The organism is Bradyrhizobium sp. ERR14 (assembly GCF_014198235.1).
In the GTDB taxonomy this organism is placed as follows: Bacteria; Pseudomonadota; Alphaproteobacteria; order Rhizobiales; family Xanthobacteraceae; genus Bradyrhizobium.
The window spans coordinates 642713-662078 of record NZ_JACIHD010000003.1; the positions used below are offsets into that span (position 1 = coordinate 642713).

22 protein-coding genes are annotated in these 19366 nt (G+C 65.5%); 6 read left to right on the forward strand and 16 right to left on the reverse strand.

What is annotated here, in order from left to right; translation table 11 throughout:
* Positions 1 to 49: 49 nt before the first annotated feature.
* The 6 genes from leuC to ffh form a co-directional block, all read right to left on the reverse strand.
* Positions 50 to 1456, reverse strand: coding sequence for a 3-isopropylmalate dehydratase large subunit (gene leuC, locus GGD62_RS12845; RefSeq protein ID WP_092261448.1), 1407 nt, complete (start codon positions 1454 to 1456; stop codon positions 50 to 52).
* A 449-nt stretch (positions 1457 to 1905) separates the two neighbouring features.
* On the reverse strand, positions 1906 to 2286 hold the full coding sequence (rplS, locus tag GGD62_RS12850) for a 50S ribosomal protein L19 (RefSeq protein ID WP_018318903.1): 381 nt from the start codon (positions 2284 to 2286) through the stop codon (positions 1906 to 1908).
* Between the two features lie 110 nt (positions 2287 to 2396).
* Positions 2397 to 3152 carry a tRNA (guanosine(37)-N1)-methyltransferase TrmD gene (trmD, locus tag GGD62_RS12855; protein WP_183708795.1) on the reverse strand — a complete coding sequence of 252 codons (756 nt, stop codon included), beginning with the start codon at positions 3150 to 3152 and terminating at the stop codon, positions 2397 to 2399.
* A gap of 33 nt (positions 3153 to 3185) precedes the next feature.
* Entirely contained in the window at positions 3186 to 3731 is a 546-nt protein-coding gene (rimM, locus tag GGD62_RS12860) for a ribosome maturation factor RimM (RefSeq protein ID WP_210317807.1), read from the reverse strand.
* Between the two features lie 9 nt (positions 3732 to 3740).
* On the reverse strand, positions 3741 to 4073 hold the full coding sequence (gene rpsP / locus GGD62_RS12865; protein WP_008133080.1) for a 30S ribosomal protein S16: 333 nt from the start codon (positions 4071 to 4073) through the stop codon (positions 3741 to 3743).
* Positions 4074 to 4159: 86 nt separating this feature from the next.
* Positions 4160 to 5707 carry a signal recognition particle protein gene (ffh, locus tag GGD62_RS12870; protein WP_018318900.1) on the reverse strand — a complete coding sequence of 516 codons (1548 nt, stop codon included), beginning with the start codon at positions 5705 to 5707 and terminating at the stop codon, positions 4160 to 4162.
* A gap of 456 nt (positions 5708 to 6163) precedes the next feature.
* Between ffh and GGD62_RS12875 the strand changes: the two genes are divergently transcribed.
* Both GGD62_RS12875 and GGD62_RS12880 read left to right on the forward strand, forming a co-directional pair.
* Positions 6164 to 7228, forward strand: a complete 1065-nt coding sequence (locus tag GGD62_RS12875) for an MBL fold metallo-hydrolase (RefSeq protein ID WP_183236457.1) — start codon at positions 6164 to 6166, stop codon at positions 7226 to 7228.
* 176 nt (positions 7229 to 7404) lie between these two features.
* Positions 7405 to 7815, forward strand: coding sequence for a hypothetical protein (locus GGD62_RS12880; RefSeq protein ID WP_312014260.1), 411 nt, complete (start codon positions 7405 to 7407; stop codon positions 7813 to 7815).
* A gap of 213 nt (positions 7816 to 8028) precedes the next feature.
* Here the strand turns inward: GGD62_RS12880 and GGD62_RS12885 are convergent, their stop codons facing one another.
* Genes GGD62_RS12885 through GGD62_RS12895 form a run of 3 tightly spaced genes read right to left on the reverse strand, consistent with a single transcriptional unit; the run spans position 8029 to position 9775 of the window.
* Positions 8029 to 8745 (reverse strand): SIMPL domain-containing protein, encoded by a 717-nt coding sequence (locus GGD62_RS12885; RefSeq protein ID WP_183236456.1) that lies wholly within the window; start codon positions 8743 to 8745, stop codon positions 8029 to 8031.
* Between the two features lie 5 nt (positions 8746 to 8750).
* Complete coding sequence (locus GGD62_RS12890; RefSeq protein WP_183236455.1) at positions 8751 to 9530, reverse strand: GyrI-like domain-containing protein; 780 nt, start codon at positions 9528 to 9530, stop codon at positions 8751 to 8753.
* 2 nt (positions 9531 to 9532) lie between these two features.
* Entirely contained in the window at positions 9533 to 9775 is a 243-nt protein-coding gene (locus tag GGD62_RS12895) for a hypothetical protein (RefSeq protein WP_183708725.1), read from the reverse strand.
* On the opposite strand from GGD62_RS12895, the gene dapF reads away from it, so the two are divergent.
* Together dapF and mtaB are read left to right on the forward strand one after the other, a co-directional pair.
* Positions 9774 to 10649 carry a diaminopimelate epimerase gene (gene dapF / locus GGD62_RS12900; RefSeq protein ID WP_183708726.1) on the forward strand — a complete coding sequence of 292 codons (876 nt, stop codon included), beginning with the start codon at positions 9774 to 9776 and terminating at the stop codon, positions 10647 to 10649. The genes GGD62_RS12895 and dapF overlap by 2 nt on opposite strands.
* Positions 10649 to 11902: a tRNA (N(6)-L-threonylcarbamoyladenosine(37)-C(2))-methylthiotransferase MtaB gene (gene mtaB / locus GGD62_RS12905; protein ID WP_183708729.1), complete on the forward strand. Its 1254-nt coding sequence runs from the start codon at positions 10649 to 10651 to the stop codon at positions 11900 to 11902. Before dapF ends, mtaB begins: the two co-directional genes overlap by 1 nt.
* 205 nt (positions 11903 to 12107) lie before the next feature.
* On the opposite strand, the gene GGD62_RS12910 is transcribed toward mtaB, so the two are convergent.
* A complete protein-coding gene (locus tag GGD62_RS12910) occupies positions 12108 to 13217 on the reverse strand; it encodes a DUF2336 domain-containing protein (protein ID WP_183236453.1) in 1110 nt (369 codons plus the stop codon).
* Positions 13218 to 13490: 273 nt separating this feature from the next.
* Entirely contained in the window at positions 13491 to 14192 is a 702-nt protein-coding gene (locus tag GGD62_RS12915) for an RluA family pseudouridine synthase (RefSeq protein ID WP_183708731.1), read from the reverse strand.
* Positions 14193 to 14252: 60 nt separating this feature from the next.
* On the opposite strand from GGD62_RS12915, the gene ftsY reads away from it, so the two are divergent.
* Together ftsY and GGD62_RS12925 are read left to right on the forward strand one after the other, a co-directional pair.
* Complete coding sequence (gene ftsY, locus GGD62_RS12920) at positions 14253 to 15200, forward strand: signal recognition particle-docking protein FtsY (RefSeq protein WP_018318891.1); 948 nt, start codon at positions 14253 to 14255, stop codon at positions 15198 to 15200.
* A gap of 3 nt (positions 15201 to 15203) precedes the next feature.
* Positions 15204 to 15806, forward strand: a complete 603-nt coding sequence (locus GGD62_RS12925) for a septation protein A (RefSeq protein WP_018318890.1) — start codon at positions 15204 to 15206, stop codon at positions 15804 to 15806.
* A gap of 156 nt (positions 15807 to 15962) precedes the next feature.
* Here GGD62_RS12925 and GGD62_RS12930 read toward each other — a convergent pair whose 3' ends face one another.
* From GGD62_RS12930 to ccmA, 5 genes are all read right to left on the reverse strand, one after another.
* Positions 15963 to 16559: a DsbE family thiol:disulfide interchange protein gene (locus GGD62_RS12930; protein ID WP_092261438.1), complete on the reverse strand. Its 597-nt coding sequence runs from the start codon at positions 16557 to 16559 to the stop codon at positions 15963 to 15965.
* Positions 16556 to 16738, reverse strand: coding sequence for a heme exporter protein CcmD (gene ccmD / locus GGD62_RS12935; RefSeq protein ID WP_018318888.1), 183 nt, complete (start codon positions 16736 to 16738; stop codon positions 16556 to 16558). The genes GGD62_RS12930 and ccmD overlap by 4 nt, the downstream gene beginning before the upstream one ends.
* On the reverse strand, positions 16735 to 17529 hold the full coding sequence (locus tag GGD62_RS12940) for a heme ABC transporter permease (RefSeq protein ID WP_183708733.1): 795 nt from the start codon (positions 17527 to 17529) through the stop codon (positions 16735 to 16737). Before GGD62_RS12940 ends, ccmD begins: the two co-directional genes overlap by 4 nt.
* A gap of 91 nt (positions 17530 to 17620) precedes the next feature.
* The gene (ccmB, locus tag GGD62_RS12945; RefSeq protein ID WP_179732312.1) at positions 17621 to 18289 is read right to left on the reverse strand and encodes a heme exporter protein CcmB; all 669 of its coding nucleotides are present in this window, start codon (positions 18287 to 18289) and stop codon (positions 17621 to 17623) included.
* A gap of 295 nt (positions 18290 to 18584) precedes the next feature.
* Entirely contained in the window at positions 18585 to 19187 is a 603-nt protein-coding gene (ccmA, locus tag GGD62_RS12950; RefSeq protein WP_183708801.1) for a heme ABC exporter ATP-binding protein CcmA, read from the reverse strand.
* Positions 19188 to 19366: the final 179 nt, after the last annotated feature.

Genomic DNA, 19366 nt, shown 5'->3' on the forward strand with positions numbered 1-19366 from the left:
GATCGTTTAACGGCTGTTTGCCGCGATCGCTACAATTGCAGGCAGTGGCTTAGCGCCAGTCCCTGACGTCGACGAAGTGACCCGCGATCGCCGCCGCTGCCGCCATCGCCGGCGACACCAGATGGGTGCGGCCCTTGAAGCCCTGGCGGCCCTCGAAATTGCGGTTCGAGGTCGAGGCGCAACGCTCTTCCGGAGCCAGCTTGTCCGGGTTCATCGCAAGGCACATCGAGCAGCCCGGCTCGCGCCATTCGAAGCCGGCCTTGATGAAGATCTTGTCGAGACCCTCGGCCTCGGCCTGCTCCTTGACGATGCCGGAGCCCGGCACGACCATGGCGTTGACATGCGCCGAAACGGTCTTGCCTTCGGCGATCTTCGCAGCAGCGCGCAGATCTTCGATGCGGCCGTTGGTGCAGGAGCCGATGAAGATGCGGTCGACCTTGATGTCGGTGATCTTCGTACCCGCGGTCAGGCCCATGTACTTGAGCGCACGATGCTTGGAGAGACGCTTGGCCTCGTCCGCAATCTGGTCGGGGTCGGGCACGATGCCGGTCACCGAGATGACGTCCTCAGGCGAAGTGCCCCAGGTCACGATCGGCGGCAGCTTGGCCGCATCGAGGCGCAACTCGTTGTCGAAATGCGCGCCCTCGTCGGAGCGCAGCTTCTCCCAGTAGCGCATCGCCGCGTCCCAGTCGGCGCCCTTCGGCGCTTTGGGGCGGCCGCGCAGGAAGTCGAACGCCTTCTGGTCGGGTGCAACGAGGCCGGCGCGCGCGCCGCCTTCGATCGACATGTTGCAGACCGTCATGCGGCCTTCCATGCTGAGCGCGCTGATGGCGTCGCCGGCGTATTCCAGCACGTAGCCGGTGCCGCCCGCGGTGCCGATCTCGCCGATGATGGCGAGGATGATGTCCTTGCCCGTCACGCCATCGGGCAATTTGCCGTCGACGGTGACGCGCATGTTCTTGGCCTTCTTCTGGATCAGCGTCTGCGTCGCCAGAACGTGCTCGACCTCGCTCGTGCCGATGCCGTGCGCAAGCGCGCCGAACGCGCCATGCGTCGAGGTGTGGCTGTCACCGCAGACGATGGTGGTGCCGGGCAGGGTAAAACCCTGCTCGGGGCCGATGACGTGGACGACGCCCTGGCGCTTGTCGAACTCGTTGTAATATTCGATGCCGAATTCCTTGGCGTTCTCGGCCAGCGCCTTGATCTGCTCGATGCTTTCAGGATCGGGATTCGGCTTGGTGCGATCGGTGGTCGGCACGTTGTGGTCGACGACGGCGAGCGTCTTCTCGGGCGCGTGCACCTTGCGGCCGGTGGCGCGCAGGCCTTCGAACGCCTGCGGCGAGGTCACCTCGTGCACCAGGTGGCGGTCGATATAGAGCAGGCAGGTGCCGTCCTCGGCTTCGTGCACCAGGTGGTCGTTCCAGATCTTGTCGTACAATGTGGTCGGTTTGGACATGAGCTTGAGCTCCGAAAGAATGTTGTGTCAGCGGATAGGCGCGCGCGGCGCGCCGGCAACAAAATCGTCAGCGCAGCTTTTAGGCTGCGCGCGTAAGCTCTGACGTTGCCGAGGTCGCGAAGCGTCCGAAGAACCGGCCAGGCAGCCGCGAGCGATCGTCGATGACGATGCGCTTGACGGGAGCGAGGCTGGTCGGATCTGGAAACATTCTAGAAGCTATATAGCATGCAGCGGTAAAAGCGCGAGAGTTTCGGCTCGTCATTGCGAGCCACCGGGGTCCGCGCGTAGCGCGGCCCGATGACAGGCTCCGCGAAGCAATCCAGGAATGCGCCCGCGGAGACAATCTGGATTGCTTCGTCGCAAGGGCTCCTCGCAATAACGGCGGGGCAAAACAAAAAAGCGCGGAGCCGAGCTCCGCGCTTTTGAAAACTTGCCCGGTGGGGCGGAGCTTACTCGCCGACCGCGGTCTGGCGGTCCTGCTTCTCGACGATGCGGGCCGACTTGCCGCGAAGGTTGCGGAGGTAATAGAGCTTGGCGCGACGCACCTTGCCGCGACGCACCACCTTGATCGAGTCGATCATCGGCGACATCACCGGGAACACGCGCTCCACGCCCTCGCCATAGGAGATCTTGCGGACGGTGAAGCTCTCGTTGAGGCCACCGCCGGAACGACCGATGCAGACGCCTTCATAGGCCTGCACGCGGGTGCGGTCGCCTTCGACCACCTTCACGTTGACGATCACGGTGTCGCCGGGACCGAATTCCGGAATGTCCTTGCCGGCGGACAGCTTGTCGAATTGCTCTTGCTCGAGCTGCTTGATCAGGTTCATGGGTAAATCTCCATCGGCGCGCCCAGCCCTGGAAACGGGGGGCTGCGCAAAATTCGTCTATCCAGCCATTGCGGATTTGGCCGCTCCTATAAGGCAAGCCGGAGCGTTTGTCACCCGTCTGTCTTGTTTTTTGGCGTTTTTTGGCGACCGGCCCGATTCGCCGGCTTGGGTGGGATCTGGGCCCATAAATCGGGCCGCCGGGCCGCCGTGAGGGCCTCCGATTGCGCCCGCCGCCAGCTGGCCACCTTGGCATGGTCGCCGGAGGTCAGGACCTCCGGGATCGGGGTCCCCTCGAACAGCTGCGGACGGGTGTATTGGGGGTACTCTAAAAGGCCATCGGAGAAGCTTTCCTCGGTTCCCGAGGCCTCCTTGCCCATCACGCCCGGCAGCAGCCGGACGCAGGCATCGATCAGGGCTAAAGCTGCGATTTCGCCCCCGGACAGCACGTAATCCCCGATCGAGACCTCCTCCAGGCCCCGCCCGTCGATCACCCGCTGGTCGATCCCCTCGAACCGCCCGCAGACGATCAGGGGGCCGGTGCCCCCGGCGAGTTCCGCAACCCGGGCCTGAGTCAATGGCCGACCGCGCGGGCTCATCAGCAGGCGCGGCCGCTCGGGGGCGATCTCGGCGGCATCGATCGCGGCGGCCAGAACATCCGCCCGCAGCACCATGCCCGGCCCGCCGCCGGCCGGGGTGTCGTCGACGCTGCGATGGCGGTCGGTGGCGGACGCCCTGATGTCCCGCGCCTCAATCTCCCAGAGCCCCGAGGCCAGCGCCCGGCCGGCAAGGCTCACGCCCAGCGGTCCCGGAAACATCTCCGGAAACAGCGTCAGCACCGTCGCGCGCCAGGGTGAGGGGTTTGCCATCGCAATCAGCTTAGCCAAAACCACGGCCCGTGGTTATGGGTCCCCGCGTTCGCGGGGAGCCGCCGAGGGAGCGTCGTCGCCCTCGATCTCCTGCGGCAGCGCGATCACCACGCGGCCGCCTTTGAGATCGACCTCCGGCACCACGGCGTTCGTGAACGGCAGCAGCATCGTCGTGCCTTTTGGCGGCGCGATTTCGATGATGTCGCCGGCGCCGAAATTGTGGATCGCGAGCACGCGGCCGAGCGCGTCGCCGTCCGTGGTGACGGCGGCGAGCCCGATCAGATCGGCGTGGTAATATTCGTCCGCATCGGTCGCGGGCAGTTTTTCGCGCGCGACGTAGAGCTCGATGCCGTTGAGGCGCTCGGCCTCATCGCGGGTCGTGACGCCCTTGAACGTCGCGACCAGATGATCCTTGGCCTCGCGCGCCGTTGCGACCTCGAACTGGCGCTTGCCGTCCTTGGACACAAGCGGACCGTAGCGCCTGACGGCAAAGGGATCCTCGGTGAAGGTCCACAATTTGACCGCACCGCGCACACCATGCGCGGCGCCGATCCGCGCGACGCAGACCAGCGCCGACATGATCTAGCCTTAGCCCTTCGCGGCGGCTTCGGCCTGCGCCTTGCGCTCCTTGCGCGGCACGGCCTTCTCGGGGTTGTTGCGCGCTTCGCGCTTCTTGACGCCGGCAGCGTCGAGGAAACGCGCCACGCGGTCGGACGGCTGCGCGCCCTTGGCGAGCCAGGCCTTCACCTTGTCCATGTCGAGCTTCAGGCGAGTCTCGTTGTCCTTCGGCAGCAGCGGGTTGAAATAGCCGAGACGCTCGATGAAGCGGCCATCGCGCGGGAAGCGCGAGTCGGCGACGACGACGTGATAGACGGGACGCTTCTTGGTGCCTGCGCGAGCGAGGCGGATAACGACGGACATTCAGTTCTCCTTCAAAGTACGGTTTGTTCGGTTGATTGGTATTCCGCGTTGCGCGGGACGCTTATCGATCCCGTGCGACGAATTCCTCATTTCTTCTTGCCGGGGAAACCGCCGAGGCCCGGCAGCATCGGCTTGCCGCTGAGGCCCGTGAGGCCCGGCACATTCGGCAGGCCCTGACGCAAGCCGGCCGGCAGATCCTTCGGCAAACTGGGCAAACCCTGTCCGCCGCCGCTCTGCATCTTCTCCTGCAGCGCCTTCATCTCTTCCGGCGAGGGTGGCTTCATGCCGCCGCCAAAGCCCATGGCCTGCGCGATGCCCGCGAGCGGGCCGCGCTTGCCCGAACCCATCGCCTTCATCACGTCGGCCATGTTCCGGTGCATCTTGAGCAGTTTGTTGACCTGCTCGACGCTCTGGCCGGACCCTGCAGCGATACGCTTCTTGCGGCTGGCCTTGAGCAAATCGGGATGACGGCGCTCGTCGCGCGTCATGGAATCGATCACCGCGACTTGGCGCTTCAGGATCTTGTCGTCGATCCCCGCGGCCGCGATCTGGTTCTTCATCTTGGCGATGCCGGGCATCATGCCCATCAGGCCGCTGATGCCGCCCATATTGGCCATCTGCAGCAGTTGCTCGCGCATGTCGTTGAGGTCGAACTGACCCTTGCGCATGCGCTCGGCGGTGCGCGCGGCCTTCTCGGCGTCGATATTGGCGGCAGCGCGCTCGACCAGCGACACCACGTCGCCCATGCCGAGGATGCGGCCGGCGATACGGTCGGGATGGAAGTCTTCCAGCGCGTCGGTCTTTTCACCGGTGCCGATCAGCTTGATCGGCTTGCCGGTGACCGCGCGCATCGACAGCGCAGCACCGCCGCGGCCGTCGCCGTCGACACGGGTCAGCACGATGCCGGTGAGGCCGACGCGCTGATCGAACGCGCGCGCGAGATTCACGGCGTCCTGACCGGTGAGGCTGTCGGCGACCAGCAGCACTTCGTGCGGATTGGCCGCGGCTTTGATCGCGGCGGCTTCCGCCATCATGTCTTCGTCGAGCGTGGTGCGGCCGGCGGTGTCGAGCAGCACGATGTCGTAGCCGCCGAGCTTGCCGGCTTCCAGCGCGCGCTTGGCAATCTGCGGCGGCTGCTGTCCCGCCACGATCGGAAGGGTCGGAATGTCGAGGTCGCGGCCAAGCACGGCCAGCTGCTCCATCGCCGCCGGACGATAGACGTCGAGCGAGGCCATCAGCACCTTGCGCTTGTCGCGCTGGACCAGGCGGCGGGCGAGCTTTGCGGTGGTGGTCGTCTTACCCGAGCCCTGCAGACCGACCATCATGATCGGCACCGGCGGCACGGAATTGACGTCGATGGTCTGGCTTTCGGCACCGAGCGTGTTGATCAGCTCGTCATGGACGATCTTGACCACCATCTGGCCGGGGGTGACCGACTTGACGACGGTGGCGCCGATCGCCTGCTCGCGCACGCGTTCGGTGAAGCTGCGCACCACTTCCAGCGCGACGTCGGCCTCCAGCAGCGCGCGGCGCACCTCGCGCATCGCGGCATCGACGTCCTTTTCGGTCAGCGCACCGCGCCCCGTCAGACGATCGAGAATTCCGCCAAGCCGTTCCGACAGATTGTCGAACAATGCCGTTGTCCTGTTGCTGTCTTCCCGACGGGAAGAGCGCTCCGTTACTCACTGCTGTCATGCCCCGGCTTGACCGGGGCATCCAGTACGCCGAGACCTCGGTTCCAGCCGAGTCGCCTCTGGAATACTGGATCGCCCGATCAAGTCGGGCGATGACCACCTCCTTGGGCAAGCGATCTTCCAAACACCTTTACGCCCGAGGGCGCACAGCGCTGTCGGGCGTTGACCTCTGGCCTCGAGGACCAGTCGGCGGGTCGAAAAGAAAGCCTTTCCGAGAAAGTGGCGGGGTTAAACGCCGCTCCCGCCCAAAAGTCAAGGAAAGTTGGGGCGCCGAAATGTCTCTATCAAGGTAACATCCTGAAAATATGGCGCTTTCGACTGGCGGTTCCTTTTTCCTTTTGCCCCGCCCATATAGAAGGTGATGACTTACCTCCGCCACCATTCCTGAAGCCCGCCGTGCCGATCACCCGCCGCCGCCTGTTCGGACTGCTTGCCGGGGCCGGCGGCCTGGTCGGTGTCCCGTCCCTCTGGGTGTCCCGCATGAAAACCTACGACGGTCCCGCCTCCGACCATTTCGACGGTCTGAACTTCTTCGATCCGGACGGCGCGCCGCCGAAATCGCTTCGGGAGGTGCTGCGCTGGCAGCTCGGCGGCAAGCGGCAGCGCGCCACCTGGCCCGACTGGGCGCCCAGCCCCCATGCCGACACGCCGCCGGCCCGCGTAGACGGCGACAAGGTGCGGCTCTCCTTCGTCGGGCATGCCAGCTGGCTGATCCAGACCGGCGGCCTCAACATCCTGGTCGACCCCGTCTGGTCGACGCGGGTCTCGCCGGTCGCCTGGGCCGGGCCGAAGCGGCACAACGATCCCGGCATCGCCTTCGAGAAGTTGCCGAAGATCGATGTCGTGCTGGTCTCGCACGGCCATTACGATCATCTCGACATCGCGACGCTGTCGCGGCTCACCAAGAATTTTGCTCCGCGCGTGGTCACCCCGCTCGGCAACGACGTGACGATGCGCAGCTGGGATTCCACGATCAAGGTGGAAGCCTTCGACTGGCACGACCGCGTCGAGCTCGGCGGCGGCATCGCCGTGCATTTGGTGCCGACCCGGCATTGGACGGCGCGCGGCATGTTCGATCGCAACAAGGCGCTGTGGGCGAGTTTTGTCTTGGAGACGCCGGCCGGGAAAATCTACGTGGTCTGCGATTCCGGCTATGGCGATGGCCGGCATTTCCGCCGCGTCGCCGAGAAGCACGGGAAGCTGCGCCTCGCCATCCTTCCCATCGGCGCCTACGAGCCGCGCTGGTTCATGCGCGACCAGCATATGAATCCAGAGGACGCGGTGAAGGCGCTACGCGATTGCGGCGCCGAGGCCGCGCTCGGGCATCATCACGGCACGTTCCAGCTCACGGATGAGGCAATCGACGCGCCGGCCAAGGCGCTGGTCGAAGCGCTCGACGCCGCGAAGCTTCCGCAGGAGCGGTTTGTGGCGATGCAGCCGGGGCAGGTGGTGGAGATTTAGGTCGTGTACCCATAAACCCGGCGGCGTGATGCGACGAAAGCAATGTCCGCTTTGCTCCTATAGCGACAAGTGCGTACGGCTCTGCGCCGTTGAACCAGAAAGCTCATGACGCAACAAAACACCATGGATTTCTTTCGGTCGGAAGACCTTGATTGATCGATGGATGGAGCCGGCCTGTGGGATTTTTGCTGAGAATTGTGCTCGCAACCGCTCTTGTGAACCTTGCTGCAGCCGTCGCCCGGGCGAAGAACGCCGTCGCTTCTCCTGCCTTGCAGAAGGAATTCGATGGCTTCATCGAGAAGTTTCGCGCGGCGCTGAAGGCAAACGATTCCGTCGCCGTCGCCGGTATGACACGATTGCCGTTCATGAACGACAACGCAATTCGCGACGCCGCGCAATTTGGCGCCAAGACCTATCGGACCTCGTTCACGGCGAAAAATCGCGCGTGTATCCAGCGCGGCAAGGCCGTCTACGATCGCGACGATTATAAGAACGACAGTTACTTCGTCTTCTGCGGCGAGCTCATCTTCGTCTTTACCAAGACGCCGGCGGGTTTCCTTTTTACTGATATCAGCGCGAATGATTGATCAGGCAACAATGCTATCCACTGCCGCCGGACGTTTGATCGGTCGCCTCGCTCAGCGACATACTGGATACAGCAACTTGGGCGATGGGCCGATTCATCAACGGAAAGACTCGCCGCGAGCCTCCATTAACGGGCATGCATGATCAGTCCCTGCGAACGCGTTCGCAGGGACTGCACCAATGGTGTTGCGGCGACGTTCCTCTTATGAACGGGACTACTGCCCCTGCTTGATCGCCCAGCTCACATTCACCGTCACCGACAGCGTTTCTTCGCCCGGCGCGACGGCAGTGGATGCTCTGGCCATCGGTTCGGCAGCCATCCGCCCCTTGAACAGCGGCACCGGGCCGCCGCCCTCGGTGACGCTGAGCGGCGCGCCCAGCGTCACGCCGGTGGCCTTGGCGTAGATCTCGGCCTTGCGGCGGGCGTCCACGATCGCCTGCTCGCGCGCGTCGTCCAGCAGTTTTGACGCCTGCGTCACCTCGAAGGAGATGTTGCCGATGTCGTTGGCGCCGGCGCTGACCAGCGTGTCGATGACGCCGGCCACCTTGGTCACGTCGCGAATTTTCACGGTGACGCGGTTCGAAGCGCGGAAGCCGACCACGGGCGAGGCGCCGGTGGATTTGTTCTGGCCGTATTGCGGCTGAAGCGACAGGCGCGAGGTCTGGTAATCCTTCTCGGCGATGCCGGCGCCCTTCAGCGCCAGCAGCACCTTGCCCATCGCGGCGTTGTTGGCGTCGGACGCTTCCTTCGCCGTCTTGGCGTCGTTGGCGACGCCGGCGTCGATCTGTGCGAGATCGGGCGCCGCGGAAATGTTGGCTTCGCCGCTCACCGTAATGGCGGATGGAAAATCATCGGCAAGCGCGGGCGTTGTCAGCAGCGTGGCGGCGAAAACGGCGGCAAGGGACGTAGCAAGTATGGCAGTCTTTTTCATTGGTCTCACTTCAGCGGCACGAAAACGTTGATCACGAGCTTGTCCTCTGCCGTCCTCAGCGGATCGGTGAGGTATTCCTCGATGAAGGTGTCCTTGGCTTCCAGCCTCTTGTCGTCGAGGTGGTTGGTAATCGCCTCATAGGTGTTGTCCATGTTGTCGTAGGAGCCGCGATGGACGAATTTCAGCACCTTGCCTTCCGGCGACTTGCCGATGCTCATGTCTTTGGCGAGGTTCTTGGGATCCTGCTCGACAGGGATCTCGGCAAGGAAGGTGAAGCCGGTATCGTCCGTCGAGGTGTAGACGATCATCGCATTGCCTGATGGCTTGATGCCCTGCTTGTCCAGGAGCGTGTTCAGTGCCTTGAAGGCATCGATCAGCGTGTCGAAGGCCGAGTCCCAATTGGCAGTGCCCTTGACCATCACGACCTTCTTGGCCTCGAGCGTGGTCTCCAGGCCGAACGGATCGGCGGTCTGCACCGGGGCAGGTGTTGCGGCCGCCGCCGGTGGCGGGGCCGTTGGGCTGGGTGAGGCGCTGGCTGCGGGCGAGGGCGACGTTGTCGGGGCCGGCGACGCGCTGGCGGCAGGCAACGGCGCGGGTGAGGCCGTCGCCGCAGGGGCCGGCGAGGCGCTCGCGGCCGGGGCGGGAGAAGCCGATGGGGCCGGCGAGGGACTTGCCGAGGCCGCCGGTGCCGGGCTCGGGGTTTGCGCCAGAACCTCAGGCAGGCCAAGCGACAAGGCCGCTGCCGGGATCAGCGCGGCCAGAGCAAGACGACGAAACCTGATCATTTTTATTCTCCCCAAGGCCTTAACCAAGGCCCTTCATCAGCAAGACCTTGCCCACCAAGGCCTAATCCGGCTTGAGCCCGGCCGCGCATCCCGGTTCGCGGCGAGTTGCGCCGTTCTAACACGCGGGCGCGGAATTCGTCCCATGACAGATGCGTCATGGCAGACCGCTCGGCCGCCGACCGCAAATCACTGGCCAAGCCGGCAAGGATCGCCATATAAGACAGGCGAAATTCGGGAATTTTCATGAGCGCGCTCGCCAATCACGCATTTGCCAAGATGAACGGCATCGGCAACGAGATCGTCGTTGTCGACATGCGCGATTCCGCGGGCCCGGTGACGCCGGACGACGCCCGCGCGGTGGCGTCTGCGAACGGCGGTGTGGCCTATGACCAGCTCATGGTGCTGCAGAAGCCGCGGCTCGACGGCACCGAAGCCTTCATCCGCATCTACAACAATGACGGCTCGGAGGCAGGCGCCTGCGGCAACGGCATGCGCTGTGTGGTGCGGCGCATCTTCGAGAAGAACGGGCAGACCGCCGCGACGTTCGAGACGGCGGCCGGCTTGCTCAATGCCTGGCAAGGCCCGGCGCCCGATCTCTACACCGTCGATATGGGTGCGCCGAAGTTCGGCTGGCAGGACATTCCGCTGGCGGAAGAGTTCCGCGATACCCGCTACATCGAATTGCAGATCGGGCCGATCGACAATCCCATCCTGCATTCGCCCTCCGTGGTGAGCATGGGCAATCCGCATGCGATCTTCTGGGTCGACGACGTCAACGCCTATGATCTCGAGCGTTTCGGTCCGCTGCTCGAAAACCATCCGATCTTCCCGGAGCGCGCCAACATCACGCTCGCCCATATCGTCGATGACAAGCACATCACCATCCGCACCTGGGAACGCGGTGCCGGCCTGACCAGGGCCTGCGGCTCGGCGGCCTGCGCCACGGCAGTAGCCGCGGCCCGCCTGAAGCGTGTCGAGCGCAATGTCGAGATCACGCTGCCCGGCGGCAAGCTCGGCATCGAATGGCGCGAGCGCGACGACCACGTGCTGATGACGGGCACTGCGACCTTCGAATATGAGGGCAGGTTCGATCCGGCGCTGTTTGCGCCGGCCGCCTGATGGCCGTCGACGTCGTCACCTTCGGTTGCCGCCTCAATGCCTTCGAGGCCGAGGTGATCCGCCGCGAGGCCGAGGGCGCTGGACTCTCCCACACTATCGTCATCAACAGTTGCGCCGTCACCAATGAGGCGGTGGCGCAGGCGCGGCAATCGATCCGCAAGCTGAAGCGCGAACGGCCCGACGCGCGCATCGTCGTCACCGGTTGCGCGGCGCAGACGCAAGCTGCGATGTTCGCCGACATGACCGAGGTCGATCGCGTCGTCGGCAATGACGACAAGATGCGGTCATCCGTGTGGCGCGATGCCCGCGATGCCTTCGATCTCGGCGCCGGCGAGAAGATCGCCGTCAGCGACATCATGGCCGTGAGGGAGATGGCGCCGCATCTGATCGACGGCTATGCGAGCGGCCTGCCGCGCGTGTTCGTGCAGGTGCAGAACGGCTGTGACCATCGCTGCACCTTCTGCATCATCCCCTATGGCCGCGGCAATTCGCGCTCGGTACCGATGGGTGCGGTGGTCGAGCAGGTGCGGACGCTGGCCGAACGCGGCCATGCCGAGATCGTGCTGACCGGTGTCGATCTCACCAGCTACGGTGCTGACCTTCCGGGCGCGCCGAAGCTCGGCATGCTGACGAAGCAGATCTTGCGGCACGTGCCGGAGTTGAAGCGCCTGCGCATTTCCTCGATCGATTCGATCGAGGCGGATGCCGATCTGCTTGACGCTATCGCCGGCGATGCGCGGCTGATGCCGCATCTGCATCTGTCGTTGCAGTCCGGCGACGACATGATCTTGAAGCGCATGAAGCGGCGCCATTCGCGGCAGGACGCGATCGCGTTCTGCGAGCAGGTCCGCCGCCTGCGCCCGGACATCGCCTTCGGCGCCGACATCATCGCGGGTTTCCCGACCGAGACGGAGGAGATGTTCTCGCGCTCGCTCGATCTGGTCGAGGAATGCGGCCTGACATTCCTGCACGTCTTCCCCTATTCGCCCCGCCCGGGCACGCCGGCCGCGCGGATGCCGCAGGTGGCGGGGCCGGCGATCAAGGAGCGCGCGAAGCGGCTGCGTGCGGCGGGCGAAACGGCACTACGGCGGCGGCTGCAAGCCGAGATCGGTGCCACGCGCGAGGTGCTGATCGAGGGCGAGACGCAGGGCCGCACGGAGCACTATCTGCCGGTGGCGATCGCGGGCGGGCGCGTGGGAAGCGTGGTGCCGCGCAGGATTGTTAGCAGCGATGGCGAGCGGCTGACTGCTTAGTCGGGCTACGGCGAGTTGCGACGCGCTATATCCCCAGCGTCGTCCCTGCGGACGCAGGGACCGATACCGCGTGATTTATCGGCTGTGGATGGTCGCAGTACCGAATTGCGAATCTTCGCCAAACTTCTCCCTGTGGTTATGGGTCCCTGCGTTCGCAGGGACGACACCGAGAGTGTGGATACTTCGTCCGCGGAACGCGCGCCCCCTACGACGCCCTGACCTGCCAGAACCGCAGCGTCCGCTTCGCATTCTCGGGCGTCATCCGCGCGTAGTGCCCTTGCGCCCGTGCAAGATCGGCCGGCTTCATGGCGCCTGTGGCAAAACGGCTTTCGAGCACGGCCACCGCGGTTTCCCAGCTGAGCTGCGCCGCCTTGCACGGCACCAGCAAGCCGTCGTCGCGCAGGCTCTGCATCAGCGGGCGGATCACCTCGACGGTCGATCCGGACAATGCGGCCAGCGCCGCGGCGGTCTCTTCATAGCGCCGCTGCGTGGCGAAACCGAGCAGTGTCGCTTCGCTGAGCTGGCTGGTCGCCTTGAGCATTGCAATCGCCCGCTTGGCGCCTTCGAAATCGCGGACGCCAGACATCTGGCGATCGACACCGACGGTGACGGCGGCGATCGCACTCTGGATTTCCTCGAACAGATGCGGCGGCGCGCGCGACAGCAGGCGGGCGCGCACGGCGTCGCTCGCCGAGCGCAGCAATCGGCGGCGCAGCTCCGACGGCAGGTCGACGCGGACGCCGACGCTGACGGCAAGTTCGGGATCGGCTTCGGCCTGCCCGATCATGACGGCGAATCCGTTTCCGGAGACGCGCGCGCCGGGATTGGCGGCGAGCCGCCGGCTGACGCTGGGATAGCGCCGCGCCAGAAGTGCGTCGGTGACGATCTCCTTCAGCCACCAGCGGCCGGCGACCGCCAGCAGATGCGGCTCGCCCTTGCTCGAGGCGATCTTCACCAGCTCGCCGTCGTCGAGGCGGGCCGATTCCTGCAGCACGGGACCGGCGATGCGGATCTCGTCATTGCTGGCGAGGCGGCGGATTACCGAGGGCGGCGCCTGCGCGATCGGCGCCAGCTGCGCGCTGATCTCGGCGAGCGCGATGCGTGCGCCCATGTCGGCAAGCGCCCGCAGCTCGATGGTGCCGATCAGGCGCTCGAGCACCTCGTCGAACAGCGCGATCTGCTCGTCATCGAATTTGCCGGCAGAGGAGAGGAACAGATCGGTGACGCGCCGGGCCGTTTCCAGGCCCTTTTCCGCCGAGCCTGCGCGAATCGCGGATTCGACCTCTTCGATGATCGATAGCTCGGCCTTGGACATCACGCCCTGCTCATCCTGAGCGGTTACAGAAGCTTGTTCTAAGCAACCGTCATCATTAGCGGCGAGCACTGAACGTTTCGTAAACCATGGGCGGAAGGCAGCTAGCTTGGCGAGCTTCCGCCGCGAATGCGGTGCGCTCCCTCCCCCGCTTGCGGGGGAGGGCTGGGGAGAGGGTTGTCTCCGCAATGGGACAGTCCCCAAGAGGAGAGAACCCTCACCCGCGCCTTCGGCGCGACCTCTCCCGCAAGCGGGAGAGGTTGAGCGACACCGCGGCTATTCCCCGTTCCAGCCGCAGGCGCGGAGCTTTTCGTGCATGTGGGGCGGGGCCGGCGCCACGACGCGGACGGGCTCCTTGTTCCGGGAGATCGGCACCACGATCTCGCGGGAATGCAGGTGCAGCTTCGGCTCGCCGAAACGCGGGCCGTTGCCGTAAATGTTATCGCCGAAGATCGGCCAGCCGGTCGCGGCCGAATGCACCCGCAATTGATGGGTCCGCCCGGTCACCGGTTCCATGGCCAGCCAGGTAAAGCCGTCGCCCCGCCCCAACACTTTCCAGTTGGTGATGGCCTTCTGACCTTCCGGATCAGGCTTCTGCCACCAGCCGCGTTCGGCATTGAGCCGGCCGAGCGGCATGTCGACGGTGCCCTCGTCCTCGGCTGGCCCGCCCTCGACCACGGTCCAGTAGGTCTTGCCGATCTTGCCGTGCTTGAACAGGAGGCCGAGCGAGGCCGTCGCCTTGCGGTGGCGGCCGAGCACGAGGCAGCCGGAGGTGTCCTTGTCCAGCCGGTGAGCCAGCACCGGCGGCCGCGGCAGGCCGAAGCACAGCGCGTGGAAGGAATCCTCCAGATTGGCGCCGCCCTTGGGACCGCGATGCACGGGAAGGCCGGCCGGCTTGTCGATGACCAGCATCAGCCCGTCGCGATGGAGCACGCGGGCCAGAATTTCATCGGCCGTCAATTGGGGAACATCGAGCAATTGCAAGACTTTCGGTCAAGACTTTCGTTTGGCAGCCGGAACGGCTAACACACCCCCGCCATGAACGATACCACGTCAGATCCCCCCAAGCTGAGCTGGTGGCGCCGCCTGTCCAACGGGCTGAAGCGCACCTCGTCCTCGCTCGGGACCGCGGTCGCCGACCTCGTCACCAAGCGCAAGCTCGACCGTGCCATGCTCGACGACATCGAGGACGTGCTGCTGCGCGCCGACCTCGGCACGTCAGTCGCGGTGCGGATCGCGGACGCCGTCGGCACCGGCCGTTACGACAAGGCGATCTCGGCGGACGAGGTCAAGGACGTCGTCGCCACCGAGGTCGAGAAGGTGCTGTCGCCCGTGGCAAAACCGCTCGTGATCGATGCGGCCAAAAAGCCGTTCGTGATCCTCGTGGTCGGCGTCAACGGCTCGGGCAAGACCACCACGATCGGAAAGCTCTCGCAGAAATTCGCCTCCGAAGGCCGCAAGGTGATGCTGGCTGCCGGCGACACGTTTCGCGCAGCAGCCATCGAGCAGCTCAAGGTGTGGGGCGAGCGGACGAAGACGCCCGTGATCGCGGGCGCGCAGGGCTCGGATTCGGCGAGCCTCGCCTTCAACGCGCTGACGGCGGCCAAGGAGCAGAATATCGACGTGCTCCTGATCGACACCGCCGGCCGGTTGCAGAACAAGGCCGAGCTGATGAACGAGCTCGAAAAGGTGGTGCGTGTGATCCGCAAGGTGGATGACACTGCGCCGCATGCCGTGCTGCTTGTGCTCGATGCCACCGTCGGCCAGAACGCGCTGTCGCAGGTCGAGGCTTTCCATCGCACCGCCGGGGTCACCGGCCTCGTGATGACCAAGCTCGACGGCACCGCCCGCGGCGGCATTCTGGTGGCGCTCGCGGAAAAGTTCAAACTGCCGGTGCATTTCATCGGCGTCGGCGAAGGCGTCGACGATCTCGCGCCGTTCACCGCGCGCGATTTCGCCCGCGCCATCGCCGGAATCGAAAGCTGAAGAATGGACAAGACCCAGCCGCATCCGCTGTTCAAGCTCGCGACCGAACTCGGGCCGCTGCTCGTGTTCTTCTTCGTGAACGCGAAGTTCAATCTGTTCGCCGCGACCGGCGCCTTCATGGTCGCGATCGTGGCGGCAATGGTCGCCTCCTACGTCGTGACGCGCCACATCCCGATCATGGCGATCGTCACAGGCGTGATCGTGCTGGTGTTCGGCACGCTGACGCTGGTGCTGCACGACGAGACCTTCATCAAGCTCAAGCCGACCATCATCTACGGCCTGTTCGCTGCGATCCTCGGCGGCGGTCTGTTGTTCGGCCGCTCCTTCATCGCCGTGATGTTCGACCAGATGTTCAATCTGACGCCGCAGGGCTGGCGTATCCTCACGCTGCGCTGGGCGCTGTTCTTTGCCGGCATGGCGGTGCTGAACGAGATCGTCTGGCGCACCCAGAGCACGGACTTCTGGGTGAACTTCAAGGTGTTCGGCGTCACCCCGATCACGATGATCTTCGCCATCGCCCAGATGCCGCTGACCAAGCGCTACGGGATCGAGCCCGCGTCGCTCGAGGCGAGCGAGGCGGAAGCGGGGGATGTGCGGAAGGGATAGGCCGAAGCGTCGCTCCACATACCGCTGTCATGCCCCGGCTTGACCGGGGCATCCAGTACGCCGCAGCTTTTCCGTATACGACTGACGTCTCTGGAATACTGGATCGCCCGATCAAGTCGGGCGATGACAGTTGAGCGTGTGGCACGAGCGCGGCGCTCAGCTTCCCGCTGCCTTCAGCGCCTTCTCCATCTGGGGCAACAGCACCGTCCGCAGATTGTCCGGCGTGATCGGGCCGACCAGCTTGTAGACGATGGTGCCTTCGCGACCGACGACGAAGGTTTCGGGCACGCCATAGACGCCCCATTCGATCGAGGCACGGCCGTTGGCGTCGACGCCGACCCGGCTGAACGGGTTGCCGTAGCGCCCGAGGAAGCGGCGCGCGTTGTCGGCCGCGTCCTTGTAGTTGATGCCGACGAGCTGGAAGCGCTTGTCCTTGGCGAACTCGGTCAAAAGCGGCGCCTCGTCGTGGCACGGCACGCACCAGGACGCCCAGACATTGACCAGGCTGACCTTGCCCTTGAACGCGGCGGGGTCGAGGCCCGGCACCTGCGCGTTGTCGATCTGCAATCCCTCGAGCGGTGGCAGCGCCGTCTGCGGCGCCGGACGGCCGATCAGCGCGGAGGGAATTCGCGAGGGATCGCCGCTGCCGAGCCGGAACCAGAACAGCAGCGCAAGGCCGATGAACGCGATCAGCGGCAGCACCATCAGGAAAGTGCGGCGCTGCGGCGGTGCGGAGGTCGATCGTTCGCTCATGATGCGTCCATGGCGCTACGGCCGGAGCGGCGGGTGATGCCGCTGCGGTCGAGCTCGCGCAGGCGCTGCGTCTGGTTGCGATAATCGAGCACGATCCAGCCGATCAGGATCGCGACCACGAGGGCCGCTGCGGCATAGGATGTCACGATGAAGGATGCATAAGGGCCGAGCGACATCATCCTGCGGCCCCAATTTCTTTCGACGCGTTTTGTCCGCGCGCACCGGCGCCCATTTCGCCGGAGAACGCGACACGGCTTGCCTGCATCATTTGCAGGGAGCGGACACGGCGGCGCAGGATCTCGTTGCGCATCGCCGCCAGATGCAGCGTGACGAACAGCAGCGTGAAGGCGATCGCCATCACCAGCAGCGGAATCAGGAACGATTTGTCGAGGGCCGAGCCGCCCATGCGCATCACCGAGGCCGGCTGGTGCAGCGTGTTCCACCAGTCGACCGAGAACTTGATGATCGGCAGGTTGAGCGCGCCGACGAGGGTCAGCACCGCGGCGGCGCGTGCGGCGCGCGAGGGATCGTCGACCGCGCGCCACAGCGCCATCAGGCCGAGATACATCAGGAACAGGATCAGCACCGAAGTCAGCCGCGCATCCCATTCCCAATAGGTGCCCCACATCGGCCGGCCCCACAGCGAGCCCGTCAGCAGTGCGAGGAAGGTGAAGGCGGCGCCAATCGGCGCTGCGGCCTTGGCGGCGACGTCGGCCAGTGGATGCCGCCACACCAGCGTGCCCAGCGAGGCGATGCTCATCACGCCCCAGACGAACATCGACAGCCAGGCATTGGGGACGTGGATGAACATGATCTTCACGGTCGCGCCCTGCTGATAGTCATCGGGCGCAAGCGCGGCTTGATAGAGACCGATTGCAAGCAGCAGGACGGTCGCGGCCGCAAGCCACGGCAAGACCCGCGCTGTCAGCGCGAGGAACCGCGAGGGGTTGGCGAGGTCGATCAGCGTCATGGTACCCTGATAATCATCGGTGGCCGCTCAGGCAATCAGCACGAAAGCGAGGGACGAAAGTTGATCGGGGTCAAGGTCAGCCGCGCGCATCTCAGTCGAGCCCGTGCCGCAGGCTCGCTGCGGCTGCGAAGGGGCCGATCACGAGGCTGACCAGGGACAGCGCGCACAGGATCGAGAATGGTGCGCCGAACGTCATCGGGCCGACGATCACGGCCTGCGACGCTGCAACCCCGAAGATCAGCACGGGAATTGACAGCGGTAGCACCAGCACTGCCATCAGCAGCCCGCCGCGGTGCAGCGTCACCGCCAGCGCCGCACCGATCATGCCGGTAAAGGTCAGCGCCGGGGTGCCGGCCAGCAGCGTCAGCGCCACCGCGCCGGTCGCGACCATGTCGAGGTTGAGCAAGAGGCCGAGCACGGGGGTTGCGACAATCAGCGGCAGGCCGGCGGCCAGCCAATGCGCCAGCGCCTTGGCGGCGCAGGCGAGTTCCAGCGGCGTCCGGCTCATCGTGATCAGGTCGAGCGAGCCGTCCTCGTGGTCGGCCATGAACAGCCGGTCGAGGGTGAGCAGGCTCGCCAGCAACGCGCCGAGCCAGAGGATGGCCGGCCCCAGCCGCGACAGCAGCGCCAAATCCGGCCCGACCGCGAACGGCATCAGCACCACCACGGTCAAGAAGAACAGCACGCCAATCAGCGCCCCGCCGCCAACGCGGAGCGCGATCCTGACGTCCCGGCGGACGAGGGCGGAGAGGGCGGTCATGGGGTGGCTCCCGCGGCGGAGTCGCTTGGTGCATCGAGCCGCAGGCGCAGTGCGCTCCCTCCCCCCTTGTGGGGGAGGGCGGGGGAGAGGGGTAGCCCCGGGAGAGATGCTTGTTGGAGACGGATCGCCAGCAACAGAGCGCCCGCCTTTTGAAGGCCAGAACCGAGACGTCTTGCCGTGTGGCACCCCCCTCCCTGCCCGCGAGAGCGAGCTTCGCTCGTCTCGGACCCCACAAGGGGGGAGGGAACGGAGAGAGCGGGGCCCAGCCGCTCGGAAAGCTGAGGGTCGTGTCGCCTCACGCCACACCCCCGATCCGCAGCTGCCGCGACTCGATCCCCAATGGTGCATGGGTTGCCGCGACGATCAGGCCGCCGCGCGAAAGATGCTCGCGCATCAGGCCGCCGAACATGTCCTGTCCCGTCACGTCCAGCGCATTGGTCGGCTCATCCAGCAGCCAGATCGGGCGGCGCACGGTCAAAAGGCGCGCCAGCGACAGCCGGCGGCGCTGGCCGGCGGACAAAAAGCCGGCGGGCAGGTGGGTGGCATGCTCGAGCCCCACCGTGGCGAGGCTCTCGGAGAAGTCAGAACGCTCCCCCCCAAGGAAATCGGCCCAGAAAGTCAGGTTTTCCGCCACGCTGAGCGCCGGCTTCAGGGCATCGCGATGGCCGAGATAGTGGCACTGCTCGGGCAGCGTCAGCTCGGCATCGCCGCCCTCCAGCGCGATCTTACCGCCTGCCGGAACGAGCAGACCCGCGATCAGCCGAAGCAGCGAGGTCTTGCCCGACCCGTTGCGGCCGACGACCGCGACCGCTTCGCCGGCGACAGCCTCGAAATCGAGCCCGGCAAACACCTCGCGGCCGCCGCGCACGCAAACGACCCCGCGCCCGGACAGCTGCATCTTGCCTTGGTCCACCCCGCTCAAGCCGGGCCTCAGGAAAACTTGGGGTAGCGCATGGGAATTTTTGGCTCGCGAATGCTGCGGTACGATTGTGGCTGTGGCGGCGCGGTTAGAAAGCTTCTATAAGCCCGGAACTACTTGATGCAGCAACTCAACCTGCCCCTGCAAGCGGCCCAGCC